Source organism: Actinomycetospora chiangmaiensis DSM 45062 (assembly GCF_000379625.1).
Taxonomy (GTDB): domain Bacteria; phylum Actinomycetota; class Actinomycetes; order Mycobacteriales; family Pseudonocardiaceae; genus Actinomycetospora; species Actinomycetospora chiangmaiensis.
In genome coordinates, this window is the sequence record NZ_KB903244.1 from 1 (window position 1) to 17,000 (window position 17,000).

The 17,000-nt window shown below is 71.4% G+C and carries 17 protein-coding genes; 2 read left to right on the top strand and 15 right to left on the bottom strand.

Annotated elements, in window-relative coordinates:
- Positions 1-469: 469 nt before the first annotated feature.
- The 6 genes from A3CO_RS0121770 to A3CO_RS0121795 all read right to left on the bottom strand — a co-directional run bounded on the left by A3CO_RS0121770 (position 470) and on the right by A3CO_RS0121795 (position 6,991).
- Entirely contained in the window at positions 470-2,071 is a 1,602-nt protein-coding gene (locus A3CO_RS0121770) for a DHA2 family efflux MFS transporter permease subunit (protein WP_157647778.1), read from the bottom strand.
- Positions 2,072-2,130: 59 nt separating this feature from the next.
- Entirely contained in the window at positions 2,131-2,751 is a 621-nt protein-coding gene (locus A3CO_RS0121775) for a TetR/AcrR family transcriptional regulator (protein ID WP_018334367.1), read from the bottom strand.
- 91 nt (positions 2,752-2,842) lie between these two features.
- Entirely contained in the window at positions 2,843-4,174 is a 1,332-nt protein-coding gene (locus tag A3CO_RS0121780) for a BPG-independent phosphoglycerate mutase family protein (RefSeq protein ID WP_018334368.1), read from the bottom strand.
- Complete coding sequence (locus A3CO_RS0121785; RefSeq protein WP_018334369.1) at positions 4,171-4,674, bottom strand: adenylyltransferase/cytidyltransferase family protein; 504 nt, start codon at positions 4,672-4,674, stop codon at positions 4,171-4,173. Before A3CO_RS0121785 ends, A3CO_RS0121780 begins: the two co-directional genes overlap by 4 nt.
- Positions 4,671-6,032: an acyl-CoA dehydrogenase family protein gene (locus tag A3CO_RS0121790; protein WP_018334370.1), complete on the bottom strand. Its 1,362-nt coding sequence runs from the start codon at positions 6,030-6,032 to the stop codon at positions 4,671-4,673. The genes A3CO_RS0121785 and A3CO_RS0121790 overlap by 4 nt, the downstream gene beginning before the upstream one ends.
- Positions 6,029-6,991 (bottom strand): hypothetical protein, encoded by a 963-nt coding sequence (locus tag A3CO_RS0121795; RefSeq protein ID WP_018334371.1) that lies wholly within the window; start codon positions 6,989-6,991, stop codon positions 6,029-6,031. The genes A3CO_RS0121790 and A3CO_RS0121795 overlap by 4 nt, the downstream gene beginning before the upstream one ends.
- 228 nt (positions 6,992-7,219) lie before the next feature.
- Between A3CO_RS0121795 and A3CO_RS0121800 the strand changes: the two genes are divergently transcribed.
- Complete coding sequence (locus A3CO_RS0121800) at positions 7,220-7,732, top strand: isochorismatase family protein (protein WP_018334372.1); 513 nt, start codon at positions 7,220-7,222, stop codon at positions 7,730-7,732.
- 395 nt (positions 7,733-8,127) lie between these two features.
- Here the strand turns inward: A3CO_RS0121800 and A3CO_RS0121805 are convergent, their stop codons facing one another.
- From A3CO_RS0121805 to A3CO_RS0121830, 6 genes are all read right to left on the bottom strand, one after another.
- Entirely contained in the window at positions 8,128-8,397 is a 270-nt protein-coding gene (locus tag A3CO_RS0121805; RefSeq protein ID WP_018334373.1) for a hypothetical protein, read from the bottom strand.
- 337 nt (positions 8,398-8,734) lie between these two features.
- Positions 8,735-10,303 carry an AMP-binding protein gene (locus A3CO_RS0121810; protein ID WP_018334374.1) on the bottom strand — a complete coding sequence of 523 codons (1,569 nt, stop codon included), beginning with the start codon at positions 10,301-10,303 and terminating at the stop codon, positions 8,735-8,737.
- Between the two features lie 10 nt (positions 10,304-10,313).
- The gene (locus A3CO_RS33725) at positions 10,314-11,321 is read right to left on the bottom strand and encodes a TIGR03617 family F420-dependent LLM class oxidoreductase (protein ID WP_018334375.1); all 1,008 of its coding nucleotides are present in this window, start codon (positions 11,319-11,321) and stop codon (positions 10,314-10,316) included.
- Positions 11,318-12,103: an SDR family NAD(P)-dependent oxidoreductase gene (locus A3CO_RS0121820; RefSeq protein WP_018334376.1), complete on the bottom strand. Its 786-nt coding sequence runs from the start codon at positions 12,101-12,103 to the stop codon at positions 11,318-11,320. The genes A3CO_RS33725 and A3CO_RS0121820 overlap by 4 nt, the downstream gene beginning before the upstream one ends.
- A gap of 26 nt (positions 12,104-12,129) precedes the next feature.
- The gene (locus A3CO_RS0121825; protein WP_018334377.1) at positions 12,130-12,939 is read right to left on the bottom strand and encodes an enoyl-CoA hydratase/isomerase family protein; all 810 of its coding nucleotides are present in this window, start codon (positions 12,937-12,939) and stop codon (positions 12,130-12,132) included.
- Positions 12,936-14,126: a thiolase family protein gene (locus A3CO_RS0121830; RefSeq protein ID WP_018334378.1), complete on the bottom strand. Its 1,191-nt coding sequence runs from the start codon at positions 14,124-14,126 to the stop codon at positions 12,936-12,938. Before A3CO_RS0121830 ends, A3CO_RS0121825 begins: the two co-directional genes overlap by 4 nt.
- Positions 14,127-14,296: 170 nt before the next feature.
- Between A3CO_RS0121830 and A3CO_RS0121835 the strand changes: the two genes are divergently transcribed.
- Entirely contained in the window at positions 14,297-14,902 is a 606-nt protein-coding gene (locus A3CO_RS0121835; protein WP_018334379.1) for a TetR/AcrR family transcriptional regulator, read from the top strand.
- Here the strand turns inward: A3CO_RS0121835 and A3CO_RS38365 are convergent.
- The 3 genes from A3CO_RS38365 to A3CO_RS38370 all read right to left on the bottom strand — a co-directional run bounded on the left by A3CO_RS38365 (position 14,899) and on the right by A3CO_RS38370 (position 16,623).
- Positions 14,899-15,048, bottom strand: coding sequence for a hypothetical protein (locus A3CO_RS38365; RefSeq protein WP_018334380.1), 150 nt, complete (start codon positions 15,046-15,048; stop codon positions 14,899-14,901). The genes A3CO_RS0121835 and A3CO_RS38365 overlap by 4 nt on opposite strands.
- Before the next feature lie 315 nt (positions 15,049-15,363).
- The gene (locus A3CO_RS40460) at positions 15,364-15,852 is read right to left on the bottom strand and encodes a helix-turn-helix domain-containing protein (RefSeq protein ID WP_425393421.1); all 489 of its coding nucleotides are present in this window, start codon (positions 15,850-15,852) and stop codon (positions 15,364-15,366) included.
- A 108-nt stretch (positions 15,853-15,960) separates the two neighbouring features.
- Positions 15,961-16,623 (bottom strand): hypothetical protein, encoded by a 663-nt coding sequence (locus tag A3CO_RS38370; RefSeq protein WP_157647780.1) that lies wholly within the window; start codon positions 16,621-16,623, stop codon positions 15,961-15,963.
- Positions 16,624-17,000: the final 377 nt, after the last annotated feature.

A 17,000-nucleotide genomic window follows, 5' to 3' on the forward strand; every position in this document is an offset into this window, starting at 1 on the left:
TGCCTCGCCGGTCGACACCCCGGGCACGGCCCACGCCGGCTCCTCAGTGACCGGCTCGTCGTCGGGCCACGGGCACTCCCGCGCCGGCACCCCGGCATCCAGCGCCGCCCNCCACGNCAGCTCGGCGTCACCGGGCAGCTCGAACGACGGCTCGTCGGGTTCCTCGTCCCCCGGCGGGCACGGCAGTGGCGACCCCGTCTCGGGGTCGGACCCTGCCTCGATCGCCATGCACCCAGTATCGAACACATGTTCGACAAGATCAAGCGGCGAACGGAGCAACTTCCCGAACAGGATGCACCGGACACGCCACTCGACGACCTCGTGCAAGGGCTACGGCACGCGTTTGCCGCGACTCACTAAGACGTCGACCCGTGAACCCCTGTCGGAGCGCCCGAGCGGGCCACAAGGTCCGAGCGGCCCGTGCGCCGAGCCCGCCGAACTGCGGGAGACGTCGTCGAGGCGCGGGGCCTCACTCCATGACGGCGGGTCCGGGCGACGTCTTCGGTGCCGGTCCGGAGCGCAGCCGGAGGGCCAGCAGGACACCGACCGCGGTGAGGGCCGCCGTGACCATCATCAGGTCGTCGATGGCGGTGACGAAGGAGTGGGCCTGGACCTGGGAGTAGCTCATGTACTGCTGGAGCATCGGCGTGTGCGGCGCCATGCGCATCGCGGCCCCGGTGTCGCCGGCCTCCTGGGCCTGCTGCGCCGACAGCAGCGCCGTCAGCGCGGCCAGGCCCATCGCCGACGTGGTGCGCTGGGCGACGTTGTTGAACGCGCTCGCCCCGGACACGCGGTCGGGCGGCACGGCGGAGATGCCACCGGTCATGATCGGCATCATCGCGAGCCCCATCCCGGCGGCGCGGAAGACGAGGATCCACCGCAGCTCCGACCACGACGTGTCGATCGACAGGTCGCGGAGCATCCACGTGCCCAGGGCGAGGATCGTTAGCCCGATGACGGCGGGCCACCGCGGCCCGATCTTGTCGTAGAGCCGGCCCGCGACCGGCATGAGGATGCCCATCACCACGGCCTGCGGCAGGAGCAGCAGGCCGGTGTCGAACGCGCCGAGACCCTGGCTCTGCTGCAGGAACAGCGGGATGAAGAACAGGACCCCGAACAGGCCCACCGAGAGCACCGCGATGAGCAGCAACGAGTTCGTGAAGGCCCAGTACGAGAACACGCGCACGTCCAGCAGCGGCTCGTCGACCTCCAGCTCGATCACCACGAACAGTGCCAGGGACAGCAGCCCGACCGTCAGCAGGATCAGCACCGGGTAGGACGTCCACCCCCACGACTGTCCCTCGGAGAGGGCGAGCAGCAGCGAGAACAGGCCCACGGCGATCGTCAGGAAGCCGAGGACGTCGAAGCGCTTCCCGCGCACCCCCGTGCCCATCGGCAGCCACACGATCGCCGCGATCGCGCCGACGATCCCGATCGGGACGTTGATGAAGAAGATCAGCCGCCAGTCGACGTACTCGACGAGGTAGCCGCCCAGGGTCGGCCCGACGGCGGGCGCGAAGACGATCCCGAGCCCGTAGAGCCCCATCGCCGCGCCGATCTTCTCCCGCGGGACGATCTTGTAGACCATCGACAGGGCGACGACGGGGATGATCCCGCCGGGGATCGCCTGCAGGATGCGGAACGCGATCATCGAGTTGATGTCCCACGCCAGCCCGCACAGCGCGGACCCCAGGCCGAACCCGATCAGCGACACGACGTAGGCGCGCCCGAGCCCGAGCCGCTCCCCCAGCCATGCGCTGACCGGCACGATCACGCCGAGCGCGAGCGAGTACGCCGTCGACACCCACTGGATCTCGTCGGTGGTGACCCCGAAGTCCTTCTGCATCGACGGGATTGCGACGTTGACGATGCTGACGTCCAGCACCGACATGAACATGCCGGTGACGAGCACCAGCAACGCCAGCAGCCAGGGGGTAGCGCTCCCCCTTCCCGACGACGGGTCCTGCCGCACCGGCGCGGGCGCCGGCGGCGCCGCCGGGGCAGAGGGAGCCGCAGGGGCGGGGCGGGCGTCGACGGTGTCGACGGCGGGTGCGTCCGCGGTCGTCGTCATGCGCGAAGTGTGCCACCGGCGATCGACCCGCGGGGCCCGGATGCTCGGATCGTCGCTGGTCAGCACGCCGGATGATCCCGTTCGTCCCGTTGGTCACGCTGTCCGGCGTCGGCCCGCAGGCTCCCGATGACGAGATCGAGGAGTCGGTCGGCCTGCTCGCCGTCGGGAACGCGCCAGACGGAGCTCATCAGCATGAGGACGTCGTCGGGGTCGAGCCCGGGCCGGATGCTGCCGTCGGCCTCGCCCGCGGCGAGCAGGGCGCCGATGGCCCCGATCACGGGTCCGTACGACTCGGCGGTCGCCGCGTCGTGGCCGGCCGCGGTCAACGCGTCCCAGAGTCCCCGCTTGATCCGGATGTACCCGGCCAGCTGCGCGAACCAGGTCCGCAGCGCCGCCACCGCCGGCGACCCGGCCAGGAGCTCGGGCACCCGGTCGACGAGGCGCTGCACCTCCGACCGGTAGACCGCCAGCACGAGCGCCTCCCGGTGGGGGAAGTGCCGGTACAGCGTGCCCGCCCCGACCCCGGCCAGCTTCGCAACGGCGTTCAGCGAGGTGTCCGCGTCGCGCGCGAGGGCCTCGGCCGCGACCTCCAGGATGCGCGCCCGGTTCTGCCGCGCGTCGGCGCGCGCCGGTCCCTGCTCGATGGTCGCCCCCTCGACGAAACGGAGAGTTCTCCGCACCCCGCGCCACGACTTCCAGGGGGTCTCGGACGAGGCGGAGATGGCGGCGATCCGGGCCCGCGTGCCGGGGATGGCACTGACCTGAGCCGCCTCAGGGCGGCATCGGCACCGGGTCGTCCGGGAGCGCGAGGGTGCGGCGCGGGGTGGGCCGGTGCCCGAGGAAGTCGGGCCGGTTCGCGTGCCCGAACAGCAGCGGCAGCAGTTCGGCGGCCCTCACGTGTCCGTACCAGCCGCCCGCGGCGGACGCCTCGCCGAAGGCGGCCACCGGGTCGGGCCGCACGGTCGGGCCGGCGACGACGAGCGGGGTCGGGTCGCCGGTGTGCAGCACCCCGCCGGTCGAGGGCGTCGCGTGGTCGCCCGTCACGGCGACGACCGCGTGGTCGGCGAGGTCGAGCAGCCCGGCGAGCCCGGGGTCGGCCGCCTCGAGCACCTCGAGCTTCGCCCGCGGGCGCTTCGTGTGGCCCGCCTCGTCGGTGGCCTTGGTGTGCACGTGCACGAACTGCGCGCCGGCCGCGATCAGCTCCCGGGTCGCGTCGAGCCGGGCCGCGAGGTCGGTCCCGACGTCGGGTGCGGGCGCGAGGTGTCGTGCGGCCATCCCGAGCAGGGCGGCGAGGCCGCGGTAGAGGCCGGTCGAGGTGACGGCGGCCCCGGCCACGCCGGTCTGCGCGACGAACGAGGGCAGCGGGTTCCGTCGTCCGGACCACTTCGTCGTCAGCACGTCCAGCGGCGGGCGACCCCAGCGGCGGCGGTTCACGGGGTGGCCGACCAGCGTGGCCCGGGCCTCCCGCAGGAATGCCGTCAACGCCGTGGCCGTCCCTGCCGCCGACGGGGTGCACGGCTGCACGGCCAGCCACGGGTGACGGTCCTCGAAGAAGGGGTCGGAGTCGGTGACCGACCCGTCGTCGTGACCCGGCAGCGTCAGCAGCGCCTCCCCGCGCCGCCCCAGCGGCAGCAGCCCGACGTCGTGGGCGGCGGCCACCGGCGCGAGTGCGTCGAACAGCGCCGTGGCGTCGGCCTCGTCGTCGGGGGCGCACCGGCCGGTGATCCAGACGCGGCCGTCCTCGACCCGCGACGAGCGCAACGCCGTGTGGGACACCGCGACCCCGACCGGCACCTCGACACCCGCGCCGAGGCCCTCCAGCACCGCCCGGCCCGGGAACGGGACGTCGTCGAACCCGAACATCACCCAGTGCGCGAGCTCGGACGCCGGCCCGCGACCCCACCCGAACGGCAGGTGCCACCCGGAACAGCCGCGGGCGGCGAGCGCGTCCAGCACCGGGGTGCGGGCGGCCTCGGCCGGGGTCCGACCACCGAGGTCCGGGACCGGACGGTCGCCGAGCCCGTCGAGCACCACGAGCACGACCGGCATCCGGTCGTCGACGAGCCGGGGCTGGGTCTCGCCGTAGCCGGGCGGGAGGGTCACAGCAGGGCCCGCAGGACGGGGACGGTCGAGGAGGGCACCAGGTCGACCCACGACCCGTCGTCGAACCCCGCCCGGATGTCGGTCGCGTCGAGCTTCGCGGCGGGGTCGCCGTCGAGCACGGTCACGGCGTAGCCGCCCGCCCGCAGCTGGTCGGCCTTCTCGACCTCCCATGACGAGTACGCGCGGACGTACTGTTCCGCGTCGAGCGGCACGTACTCGGGCCAGACCGCGGGGCGGGTGAGGTCGAACGGCACCACCGTCGCCGTCAGCCCCGCCCCCGCGAGCGCGGCCCCGAGCAGTCGGAGCCGCTCGAAGAACGTGAAAGGGTTCGCCGCATCGGTGTGGCGGTGTTCCGAGGTCGGTTCCCGACGACGGGCCTGCCGGTCCGGGTTGGTCACGGCCACCACGAGCTCGTCGTGGTGGGCGAGCGCGTGGGCGAACAGCTCGAGGTGCTGCGCGTGCACCGGCTGGAAGCGGCCCGTGACGGCGGCGAGGGTCACCGCAGCAGTCCCCGGGCGATCGCGTTCCGCTGGATCTCGTCCGTTCCCGCGGGAATCTTGAGGTTCCGGGCGATGCGGAAGAGCTTCTCCTCGGGCGAGCCCCGCCGCAGGCCCGCACCGCCGTGGACCTGCATCGCGCGGTCGGCGACCCGGAAGAAGGCCTCGTCGTTGATCACCTTGAGCAGGCTCATCAGCCGAGGGCCGGCCGGGTCGAGCGGCACCGCGGCCGGGCCGCCGGGCAGCGCCTCGAGGTCGACCTGCAGCTGCAGGGACGCCGCCCGGGCGCTGTACACGTCGGCGTCCATGTCGGCGAGCATGTGCGCGACGACCTGCTGCTCGGCGATCGGACGCCCGCCGACGCTGCGGGTGCGCGCTCGGTCGACGGCCCGCTCCAGCAGCCACTGCCCCCACCCGGCGCACATCCCGCCGCGGATCATGCGGCGCCAGTTGATCCACGTCATGGCCAGCGCGAAGCCGTCGCCGGGTTCCCCCACCACGTCCTCGGCCGGGATGCGGACGCCGTCGAAGTGCAGCTCGCCGGTGAGGCCGTCGTCGAGCATCGTCGGGATGTCGCGGCCCCGGGTGACGCCGGGCGCGTTCGCGTCGACGAGGAACATCGTCAGGCTGCGCGTCCCGGCGCCGGGCTCGGTGACCGCGGTGACCTGGATGACGTCGCAGAAGTGGGCGTTCGTGATCCACGCCTTGTGGCCGTCGAGGATCCAGTCGTCGCCGTCGCGGCGGGCGTGGGTGGAGATGGCCAGCACGTCGGTGCCGACGCTGGGCTCGGTGTTCGCGAACGCGGCGGTGATCTCGGCGCGCTTCAGCGGGTCGACCCAGTGCTCGCGGGCGGCGGGCGAGCAGTACTCGATCGCGTCGCTCGGGCCCTCGGTCCACGCCAGGGCCGCGAGCCCCAACCCCAGCCCGCTGCGGTGGTAGACGAACTCCTCGACGTGCTGCATCTCGGGTCGCGTGAACCGCGTCGTGTCCGGTCCGGGTACGTGCGGCGCGTACAGCCCGGCCGCCGCCGACCGGCGCTGCGCCTCCCGCCGGGCCTCCCACACCGCGGGGTGCATCCGGCCGGCCTCGTCGAGGTGCGGGTTGAACGGCGTCCCGACGTCCTGGCGGGCCAGCTCCTCCTCGAGCGGCCCGACCTCGACAATCAGGAACGTCGCGAACCGCTCCCGGTAATGCTCGACCCGCTCGGTCCACCCCGCCGTGGCAGGCAGCGCAGCGGAGCTGCCGCGCGGGACGCTGGATGGTGCGGCACGCAGCGCAGCGGAGCTGCCGCGCGGGACGCCGGATGGTGCGGCACGCAGCGCAGCGGAGCTGCCGCGCGGGACGCCGGACGCTGTGGTCATGGGCAGTGATCTACCGCCTGGCCCGACGCGGCGCCACCTCCGTTGCGGTGGGAGCTCATGCGCTCGGCGTCGACGTCCCGGCGCAATTCGCGCCAGGCGACGGCGGCGGCAACCGCACAGGCCGGCACCAACGGCATGAACAGCCGGGACTCCTCGGGCCGCCCGATCACGAAGGTCGCGGCGAACTCGACGAGGAACCAGCCGATGACCACGGCGAGCGGTGGGAACGCTCGACGACGTACGGCGAGCAGCGCCGGGGCCACCAGCAGCGGGCCGTAGAACGTCAGCACGAAGACCAACGACCCCGGGGTCACGTTGAACGGGACCTGCACGACGTCCACCTGGTATCGGGCCTGCGGGTAGAGCACTTCGGCCAGCACCACCGTCATGCCCAGCGCGACGATGCCGATCAGCACGCCCGCGTCGATCAGCAGCCGGCGACGGCGCACCATGCCCACAACGAGCACGACCAGACCGAGACCTGCGGCGTAGTCGGTACGCGCCCCGCAGGTGAGCAGTCCCAGCGCGGTCAGGTGCAGCGCCGGCGGGCACGGTCCGGAGAGCAGCAGCGTCACGGCGAGGACGATGCAGGTGAGCAGCATGATCTCGGGGTGCCAGTGGTCGAGCTTGACTGCGAACCACGCCCATCCGGCCGCGGCAGCAAGCATGAGCCAGCTCGCTCCGAGGCGCATCGAGAGCCGGTACAGCAGGATCAGAGCGACGGCGAGCAGCGCCGCGTCCGCGGCCAGGATGGCGGTCGGAAGCGGGACGCGACCGACGTCCGCGAGCAACGCCATCACCCAGGGCATCAGCGGCCGGTACTGGTTCGGCGCGATGGCGGTGCCCTCGACGGTCGACCGGACGACCCACTCGGTGTACCCGGCGGCGGGAAACCCGGGCATGAACCACCGTTGCCGGATCCGGAAGAAGACGCCGACGAAGATGACAACGGCAAGCACGGGGGGCAGATGCTCGACGAGCCGCGGATCGGTGACCCAGCGCCGGCGTGGTTCTGGTGGTGGAGCCGCCGGTAGCGGCGTGCCCAGGATCGTCCCCCCGATGGTCATGCACGGAGCGTCGCAAAGCGGTCGCCACACGTGACGGACGCCCCGCCGGGTGGCGAATCCACGATGTGGTGGCGCTGCCTCGGACCCGAGTTGCCTCGTGAGCTCGCCTAGGGTCGCGGCATGCCGGCGCTCTCCGCGGACTCCTCGGCCCTGCTCGTCGTCGACCTGCAGGAGCGGCTGATGCCCGCGATCTCGGGCGGCCCCGAGGTGCTGCGCAACGCCGGGCGCCTCGTCCGGGCGGCGACCCGGCTGGCAGTGCCGGTCACGACCACCGAGCAGGACCCCGCGAAGCTCGGGCCCACGGTCGACGAGATCGCGGCGGTCCTGCCGGGACCCGCCGTCGCGAAGTCGACGTTCGCCGCGTCCCTGGAGCTACGGGCGCGCGCAGTGGTGTGCGGGTGCGAGGCGCACGTGTGCGTGCTGCAGACCGTGCTCGCCCTACGGGAGTCCGGGCACGACGTGGCGGTGGTCGCCGACGCGATCGGCAGCCGCGCGCCGGAGAACCGCGACGCGGCGCTGGCGCGGATGCGCGACCACGGAGTCGAGGTGGTGACCACCGAGATGGTGGTCTTCGAGTGGCTCGGCTCCAGCGAGAACCCCGCGTTCCGTGAGGTCCAGGCGTTGATCAAGTAGCAGCGATCGTGGCGTTCCACCTCGAGCTTCGGGTCGCGCCCGAGGTCCGCTTCCTGACCACATCGGCACTCAGCCGACTCGGACCCACACTCACGGCACCGGGCGTGCGGTCCGGTGACGCCCTTGGCGTTGCCCGTCCACGATCGGCCGCCTCCTGGAACGGGCTTCACGCGATGAATCCGATGTGCGGCCCGAACTCATCGCGTTGCGCCACCTGGAGCCGGTCGATGCCGCGACTATGAAGCCGAACGCCCCGGGACCGCCTACCGATCAGACCGGCTCGGACCCTGATGGCCGGCGGCCCGGCCGCGATGAGCTCCGTGGCGAGCCGAGATGGCGGGCCAATACTGCGTGGCATCTCCACGCACCTGCCCGGCATGGCTGGACACCGCTTGTCACTGCTGAGCGAATTCCAACCAGGCGTAATCGCCTACGAAGCTGTTGACCACCTTCGCGTCCATGTTCTCCGACACCCACTGCTTCGCCGCATCGTCGGCGGCCTGAGCATCTGCCTCAGAGGCCCACGCGCTGACCGAAACGATCTGACCGTCTTGAATCATGACACCGTAGGCAATGAACCCAGGCTGCTGTTTGAAGATCGGCAAGATGCCGTTCCTCGACTTCTCCGTGACCTCCTCGGGGTCGCCGGAGAACGAGTAGATCACGCATCGGCCATATGGCATGGTTGCCTCCCCGGGCGGTATCGACGGTGAAGGACACCGTCCTCAGATGCTCTTGGTCGGGCTAGAGGTCGTTCGGAGCAAGAGAGGACTCTTCACGGTCGACCTCGTTTCGCCCGTGACTCGATACCGCAATAAGTGGGCTGATCGAGGCATTGCCGGCGCGACCTCGGCGCCGGCTGCGGCCGCCTCAGTTCTTCTGCGGCCGTCAGCCCGTCGCGGTCACGCGACTGCTCTCCCGCGGCGTTCGACGAGTTCTGAGCAGCAGTTGGCGCCGGGGCCGCGTCGCTCACCTCGCAGTCGTGCGCGGTCTCGGTGAGAGTCAGTGGACCCCGCGCTCGCCCTCGGCCCAGTACCGCCGGCGCAGTGCCTTCTTGTCGATCTTCCCGACGACGGTGGTGGGCAGCTCGGCCACCCGCTCCACGGTCTTGGGGGCCTGGTGAGAGCCCTTGCGGGCTCGGACGTCGGCGATCAGGGCGGCCTGGTCGAGCTCGGCGCCCGGCCTCACGGTGACCACGGCGGTCACGGCCTCGCCCCAGCGGTCGTCGGGAACCCCGATCACCGCGACGCCGGAGATCTCGGGACGGGCGGCGATGACGTCCTCGATCTCCTTGGGGTAGACGTTGAACCCACCGGTGATGATGAGGTCCTTGGTGCGGTCGACCAGGTGGAAGTAGCCGTGGTCGTCGCGGTAGCCGAGGTCGCCGGTGTGCAGCCAGCCGCTGCTGAGGGTCTCCGTGGTCAGGTCGGGGCGGCCCCAGTAGGCGTTCATGACGGCGCGGGAGCGCAGGCAGAGCTGCCCGACGGTGCCGTCGGGTACCGGCTGGTCCTCCTCGTCGAGCACGGTGACGCGGGTGCCGGGCACCGGCCGACCGCAGGAGGTGAGCAGGTCGGGACGGTGTCGGGGGTCGTGCTCGTCGGCGCGCAGGCTGGTGCCCATCGCGAGGCTCTCGGTCTGGCCGTAGGCCTGGACGAGGACCGGCCCGAGCAGCTCCTGCGTCTCCGCGATGCGTGTCGGGCTCATCGGGGCGGCGCCGTAGACGACGGTCTCGAGGCTCGCGGTCGTTCCCGACGGGCGGGTGGCGTGGTCGAGCAGCTTGTAGAGCATCGTCGGGACCACGAAGGCGAAGGAGATGTGCTCGCTCTCGACCGCGTGGAGCCAGCGTCCCGGGTCGAAGCCGTGCTGGAGGACGACCGTGCCGCCGCCGAGGAGCACCGGCAGGATCGGTAGTCCCCCGGCGTGGGTGATCGGCGATCCGACCAGGTACCGGGCGCTACGGGGCATGCTCCAGCCGACCGGCAGTGCCTCGCAGAGCGCGGCCATCGCCCGGTGCGGCACGGCGACGCCCTTGGGCGCTCCGGTGGTGCCCCCGGTGTAGGTGAGCCAGGAGATGTCGTCCTCGGTGGCGGGGCCACGTCGGAGCGGGCGCGAGGGGTACCGATCGGCGAGCGTGAGCAGGTCGGGCCCGAGGTCGTCGTCGCCCATCGACAGCACGTGGCGCACGGTCGAGGACCGCGCGGCGATCGCGGCTCCGGCGGCGGCGTGGTCGCGGTGCACGACCAGCACGGTGATGCCGGCGTCGTCGCAGACGGTGACGTGGTCCTCGACGGAGGCGAGGGGGTGCAGGCCGGTGTAGTGGGCCCCGAGCAGGTAGCTCGCCGCCTGCACGAGCCAGGTCTCGGGCTCGTTCGGGCTCAGCGCGCCGACCGCCGCGCCGCGTCCGATGCCGTGGCCGGCCAGGACCTGCTGGATGCGGGAGAGCAGGTCGGCGGCGTGGGCGTAGGTCATGCGCCGGTCGTCGCGCACGAAGGCGTCACGGTCGGGGAACCGGGAGAGGGCCTCGACGACCAGGTCCCCGTAGGTCAGGTCGGTCAGGCTGGGGTGGGCCATGGGGTGCTCCTCATCGAGGCACGGTGATGTCGGGCGGGACGGGGGCCTGGAACATGACGCGGTCGGCGACGCCGCGGTACTTCTCGCGGGCCGCCGTGATGGCGGCGGGCCAGGTGTCGGCGACGACGCAGAAGGCGTCGAGGACCTCGTCGGGGACGGCGGCGCCGAGGTCCCGCGGAGGCGACCCGGCGCGGACGAGTTCATGGAGCCGGTCCCCGGTCCCGCCCCAGCCGTGAAGCTCGAGGATCGGTCGGTAGGCGGGGGTGGAGGCGTAGAAGGCGAACTGCGCCCGCACCGCGTCGCGCTCGGCTTCCGTGTCGGACTCCGCGACGATCGCGAGGGTGGTGATGGAGAGGGCGAAGTCCGGGCGTTCCCGTCCGGCGCGCTCCAGTCCTCCGGCGATCGCCGGCTCGATGACCTCGCGCAGGTAGTCGAGGGTGTGCATGGGGTGCACGAGCGCCCCGTCGGCCACCGTGGCGGCGTTCCGGAACATCGTGGCGCCGACCGCGGCCAGGTAGATCGGCGGCGGCGGGCCGTCGAGAGGCGCAGGGCGAACCATCTCGGGGAGGAAGTCCAGCGTGTAGAACTCGCCGTGGTGCTCGAGGGGCCGTTCCCCGGAGAACGCCGACCAGCTCGCCTTGACCGCGCGCACATAGTCGGCGAGGCGGGCGGCAGGTCGTTCGAAGGGCGCGGAGAAGCGCCGCTCGACGTGCTTGCGGACCTGGGACCCGAGCCCGAGGACGAACCGACCACCGGACGCGCGCTGCAGGTCCCAGGCGGCCACCGCGGTCGTCATCGGGCTGCGGGGGAACGCGAGCGCGATCGAGGTGCCGAGGGTGGCGCGGTCCGAGTCGGCAGCGGCGAGGGTGAGGCTGAGGTAGGGGTCGGAGCTGGTCTCCCCGACGAACAGGCCGTCGAAGCCGCCCTGCTCGACCTGCCGGATCCGGGTGCGGGTCGAGCCGGCGTCGTTGCGGTAGAGGTAGAGGTCGATCGCCGGGGCGGTCCCGTCGGCGCTCACGTGCTCACCGCGAAGCCGCCGTTGACGGGGTAGGTCTGGCCGGTGATCCACGTGGCCGCGTCGGAGGCGAGAAAGAGCACCAGGTTGGCGGCGTCGTCGGGCTCCCCGAGCCGGCGGATCGAGTACTGGCGCAGCATCGCCTTGACCAGGGACGCGTCCTCGACGGCCGTCGCGACGCCGGGGGTGCGGACCGCGGAGAGCGCGACGCAGTTGACGGTGATCCCGTGGCGGCCGACCGCGCGGGCGAGGCCGCGGGAGAAGCCGGCGGCGCCCGCCTTGGCGCCGCCGTACACCGCGAGCTGGGCGTCCCCGACGCGGGCGGCGTCGCTGATGACGGTGATGACCCGGCCGTGCCCGCGCTCGACCATGGCGGGTACACAGGCCCGGCTGGCGTTCAGCACCCCGTAGAAGTTGACGTCGACCCAGGGCTTCCAGTCGGCCGGCTCGCTCTCCCAGAACGGCGGCGCCGGGGCCATCGGGTCCGCAGACGGGCCCGCGTTGCCGGCGTTGTTGACCAGCACGTCGACCGGGCCGAACTCCTCGGCGGCGGAGGTGACCATGGCCGACACCGCCTCGTAGTCGGTGACGTCGCAGGTGCGGGCGGTCGCCTGGGCGCCCTCGTCGCGGAGCCCCGCGGCGACCGCCTCGGCCCGCTCGGCGTGGAAGTCGTTGACGACGACACGGGCTCCGTGGGCGGCGCAGTGGCGGGCGACCTGGGCGCCAACGCCCTGCCCGGCTCCGGTGATCAGCGCGGTGCGACCCTTGAGGCTGAGGAGGTTCACGCGGTTCCTTTCGGCTCTGGGTGGGATCAGTGCCCGACGAAGCGGGGGGCCCGCTTGCCGGCGAAGGCGGCGAGGCCCTCGCGGTAGTCCTGGGAGTGGGTGTGGGTCGCGAGCGCCTGCTGCTCCCGGCGCAGCCCGATCGAGCTCGGGGTCTCCGCCGCGTCGGCCACGAGGTGCTTCATGACAGTGGTCGTCAGCGGGCTCGTCGCGGCGATCCGCGTGACCAGGGCCTCGACGGTCGCGTCGAGCTCGGCGTCCTCGACGAGTTCGGTGAGCAGGTCGGTGGCGACGAACCGCTCGGCGGGCAGCGTGACGCCGGTGAGCATGAGATGCCGGGCCCGCGCGGCCCCGACCCGTCGGGGCAGGCGCACCGATCCCCCACCTCCGGGCAGGATTCCGTAGTTGGCGTGGGCGTCGCCGAAGCTCGCCGAGCGGGTGGCGACGACGAGGTCGCAGGCCAGCACGAGCTCGAGCCCGCCCGCCACGGCCGTCCCACCGACCGCGGCGAGCACCGGTTTGTCGAAGCGCTCGATGCGGTCGAACACCTCGCCGACCCGGACCAGGAAGCCGAGCTCACTCGCGTGGCCGCCGGTCCGGTCGTCGTCGGTGGTGCGGGCGAGCACCCCCGCGAGGTCGGCACCGGCGCAGAAGGCCCGGCCGACGGCGCCCACCACGACCACCCGGATGCTCGGGTCGTCTGCCGCGGTGTCGAGTCCCCGGTCGAGTTCGTCGATCATCTCCGGGGTGAGGCTGTTGAGAGCCCGAGGCCGGTTGAGCCGCAGCCGGAGCGCGGCACCGCGTCGCTCGACGAGGACGACCGGCTCGGGGTCGGTCATCGTCCGACCCCGAGGACGGTCACGGTGCAGGCGGCGGCGTCGGGGTGCAGGTAGCCGCCGGCGTTCTCGGCGAGCGCGGTGCGCGCGCCGGGGACCTGTCGCTCCCCCGCCCGTCCCCGCAGCTGGGTCACCAGCTCGACGATCTGCGCGACCCCGGTGGCGCCGACGGGGTGGCCGCGGGACACCAGTCCCCCGTCGGGATTGACGGGCACCCGGCCCCCGAGCGTGGTGGCGCCGCTGGCGAGGAGCTTCGGCCCGCCACCGGGCGCGCACAGACCGAGCTCCTCGTACATGAGCAGCTCGTTCGGGCTGGCTGCGTCGTGGACCTCCACGACGTCGAGGTCCTCCGGCCCGACGCCGGCCTGCTCGTAGGCGCGGCGGGCGGTGCGTTCCTCGAGCATCGGGCCGGTCGTTCCCGGCAGCCCCGATCCCAGCACCGAGGCCAGGATCCGCACCGGCGCCACGTCCGCCTCCACGCGCTCGGTGGCGCGGAGCACGAGGGCGGCCGCCCCGTCGGCGATCGGCGAGCACATCAGGGTGCGCAGCGGGTCGGCGATCAACCGGCTTCCCAGCACCTCGTCCCGGGTCCGGGCGCGGCGGTACTGGGCGTTCGGGTTCAGCGTCCCGTGGCGGGAGTTCTTCACCGCGACGTCGGCGAGGTCGGCGTCCGTGGCGCCCGAGCGCTGCATGTAGTCGCGGGTGATGCGGGCGTAGACCTCCATGAAGAACGACCCGGCCGGCTCGTCGCTGCCCGTGAGGTCCCGCGTGATCTCCGGGATGCGCTCCAGCTCCACCGCGCTCGTCATGGCGCCGAGCGCAGCGCGGGTGCCCTGCCCGGTCATCTTCTCGCTGCCCACGACGACGGCCGTGTCGTAGGAACCCGCACGGATACCGTCGAGTGCGACCTGCATCGCCGTGGAGGAGGTCGCGCAGGCGTTCTCGACGTTGACCACGGGGACGCCCGCGAGACCCGCGGCACCCGCCACGACCTGGCCGCGCACCATCTCCTGCCCGCCCAGCAGGCCGGCCATGGCATTGCCGGACGCCAGCAGGTCCACCTCCGACACGGCCACGCCCGCGTCGCCGAGCGCTCGGGTCACAGCTGTCGCAGCCAGCGACCGCCAGCTCTCCCCCTCCTGCTTGCCGAAGCCGGTGATGCCGATCCCGACGATGTCGACTGCTCGCATTAGACCTCCTTTGATTAACTGCCTGGTCAGTAAAACCAAGGTGGCAGGTCACCGTCAAGAGGTGCTGCGAGCAGCCACGACGAAGGGAGGTCGACCACTGAGAGCCGTCCCGGTAGCTCTATCGCCTAGATTGGGAGCGTGAGCAGGCCCGTGACCGACCGGCGGCCGTGATGGGACGACGCCGCACGGTCGATCCCCAGACGATCGTGGCCGCCGGGGCACGGGTGTTCGAGCGCTACGGGTACGCCGACTCCACGCTCGACGCGATCGCCGCCGAGGCGGGTGTCAGCAAGCCGACGATCTACCAGTACGTCGCCTCGAAGCAGCGACTGCTCGAGACGATCGTCGAACAGGTCATCTATCCGCTACGGGAGGGCATCTCCGCGATCGTGACCGGCGACGAAAGCGTGACCTCGAAGATTCACGCCTTCGTCGCCCTCCACGTCGACGCGGCGTGCCGGCACACGGCGTACTACCAGGTACTGCTCGCCGACCAGCACCAGCTGTCCGCACCCGCCCGCCGGAACTATCAGGCCTGGGCGCACGAGGTGGACCGCGAGACCGAACGCCTCCTCCGGCAGGGCATCGAGGAGGGCACCGTCCGGGCCGGGATCGACCCCGCCGTCACGGCGAAGCTGCTCAACAGCATGTTGACCTCGATCGCGCGCTGGTACCGCCCCGGCGAGGGACACACGGCAGACTCGCTCCGGCGCGAGGTCGCCCAGCTCCTCCAGGGCCTCATCGTCGTTCCCGACGAAGCCGGCGCGGACGCCTAACCCGCATCTTCGACCCGCACCGAGAGCAGGCCGCGGTCGTCGTCGAAGACGTGGAGGCACTGCACCACCACCAGATCGTCGGCGCTGCTCATGGGTTCGCCGGTCACGATCAGCCCCCGCACAGCCACCTCGGCGAACCCGATCACCGACCCACCTGTCTCGGTCGGCTCCTTCCTTCGGATTCACCCTGCCCGGGAGGGGTGTGAGCCCTCCCGGGCGCCGAAGCGGCGCGGCTCTGCGTCCACGGACGGGTTCATGGCGTGAACCCAGGCCGCCGATCAGCCGGTGGCGCTCGACCGACGAGCCCTTCCTGATGCCGCGATAACAGGCGATATCGCGGCATCGCCACGGACGCGCGTCGGCCGAGCTCGAGGAAGCCGGGCGATGCGTTCTCGAGCAGGCGCACGTCGTCGGCGACCCCGCGGCTGAGATCGACAGGGCTGGGATCGACAGGCAACGATTCAACGGCCTCGGCCGGCAGGTCCTCGAACGCGGCGCGGGCGCCCCGTCCGTCGGGTCCTCGCCGTCGAGCACCCCGGCGTAGAACTCCAGCTCGTCCGGCCCGAGCACTCGGGAGAGCACGGTGACGAGATCGCGATCGCGTGTAAAGAAGTCGTCCCGGACCGAGGCGCCGGCAATCGCTTCCGGTAGGTCCGTCGGCACCGAGCCGTCGATGATCGTCGCCAGCTCGGCCCGCCGCTTCGCAGCCGGTCGATCTCGCGGACCAGATCGCCATCCAGAACACGTAGCGCCTCGACGGTGTGCTCGTCACCGTCCCCGAGCGCGGCGATCCGCGGCGACGAGAATCCGAGATCGGACAACCGGTTGATGCGCACCAGCCCGACGAGGTGGGCGACGCCGTATGGCTTGAACCCGTTCGCCCGTCGCACGGGCTCGGGCAGCAGGCCGACCTCGTGATGGTGCCGCACGCTGCGCAGAGTGGTCCCCACGCCTTTCGCCGAGGCTTATGCGATCCCAGACCTCGGGGACTATCGCTGCACGCCAAGAACGAGCACGCTCTGTAGTCCTTCGTCACTCTCTATGCGGCCAGTCGCTCTTCAAGACGCTTCGAGTTGCATCGAGCAGCCGACGTAGTCGCAGTGAAGGATCATCCATTCCACTAGTGGCGATTTGATATCGCTGTCGGGATTTGCGTTGAGCGCAAACTGGTCATCTTCTGTCGCGATTGAGTTCGCAAACGCGAACGCAGCGTCTCCAGTTAGAGGTGGTAAGTTCGGGAGTCGAATCTGCAGGCTGCTATCGAAATGCTTGTTCTCGCAAGCGGCAGCGAGCTGGGCTGAATCAGTTGGCAGACTGACGAATTCTCCAACGCACAGCTGCTGCGCCTCCCCTCCGATCGCATGGAAGGGGACGCTGTTGTTTTCCGCGCTCACACGGTAGCTCGCATCGCACTGCGTCGCGCCGACATCCAAGGAGTCGATCTGAGACTGAGTGACCGGCCCTATGAAGTAGTAGGTGAAGTTGTGCGCAGCACTCGCGTCATGAGGGTCGGTCAGATCTACAAGATCGTAGTAGAGGGCGCTGAAGCGGCGAGCATTGAGGCTGTTCGCAGGTAAGCTGACATTATTTTGCTGTGCAAGTTGCGTTCGGCAGTCGTTCAATTCTTTTATTGCCCGCGACGTGTCGCAACCGACTCGCAGGACAAGAGCTGCCGACTTGGGCAACTGAGCGCACGCTGCGAAGTACGCCTCATCAGTCATACCGGCCGAGATTGTGGGAGCAGATCCGCCGCCGCGAAGTACGACTAATGCCGTAGCCAGCCCGACGGCCACGAGGACACCGAGGGCCAACGCGATCAACATCCCCGGCCGCCTGGGGCGCCGGTGAACGGCCTCGCTCGCGGCCTCGAGGTACGTGCCCCGGCGGCTGCGGAGTCGGGTCTGAAGACTGAAGTGCAGCTGGTTGGAAACGAGCCTGCTCTTTGATGTGCTCGAACCGAGGTGCCCTCGGCTTCGAGGTCGCGCTCCGTGGCAGGGGATCATGCGGCACTGATGGCGTCCGAGTGATCGGTCGCGGCCGGTTCGGGGTGGTCCAGTCACGCAAAGGTCCTCCAGGTCGAGGATCGACCGTTGAGGTG

Bases quoted from the DNA above. Each gene is read 5' to 3' on its own strand.
- A3CO_RS0121825 (WP_018334377.1), bottom strand. From the start codon at position 12,939: ATGACCGACCCCGAGCCGGTCGTCCTCGTCGAGCGACGCGGTGCCGCG.
- A3CO_RS0121800 (WP_018334372.1), top strand. From the start codon at position 7,220: ATGCCGGCGCTCTCCGCGGACTCCTCGGCCCTGCTCGTCGTCGACCTG.
- A3CO_RS0121830 (WP_018334378.1), bottom strand. From the start codon at position 14,126: ATGCGAGCAGTCGACATCGTCGGGATCGGCATCACCGGCTTCGGCAAG.
- A3CO_RS0121835 (WP_018334379.1), top strand. From the start codon at position 14,297: ATGGGACGACGCCGCACGGTCGATCCCCAGACGATCGTGGCCGCCGGG.
- A3CO_RS0121770 (WP_157647778.1), bottom strand. From the start codon at position 2,071: ATGACGACGACCGCGGACGCACCCGCCGTCGACACCGTCGACGCCCGC.
- A3CO_RS0121790 (WP_018334370.1), bottom strand. From the start codon at position 6,032: ATGACCACAGCGTCCGGCGTCCCGCGCGGCAGCTCCGCTGCGCTGCGT.
- A3CO_RS0121810 (WP_018334374.1), bottom strand. From the start codon at position 10,303: ATGGCCCACCCCAGCCTGACCGACCTGACCTACGGGGACCTGGTCGTC.
- A3CO_RS38370 (WP_157647780.1), bottom strand. From the start codon at position 16,623: ATGACTGATGAGGCGTACTTCGCAGCGTGCGCTCAGTTGCCCAAGTCG.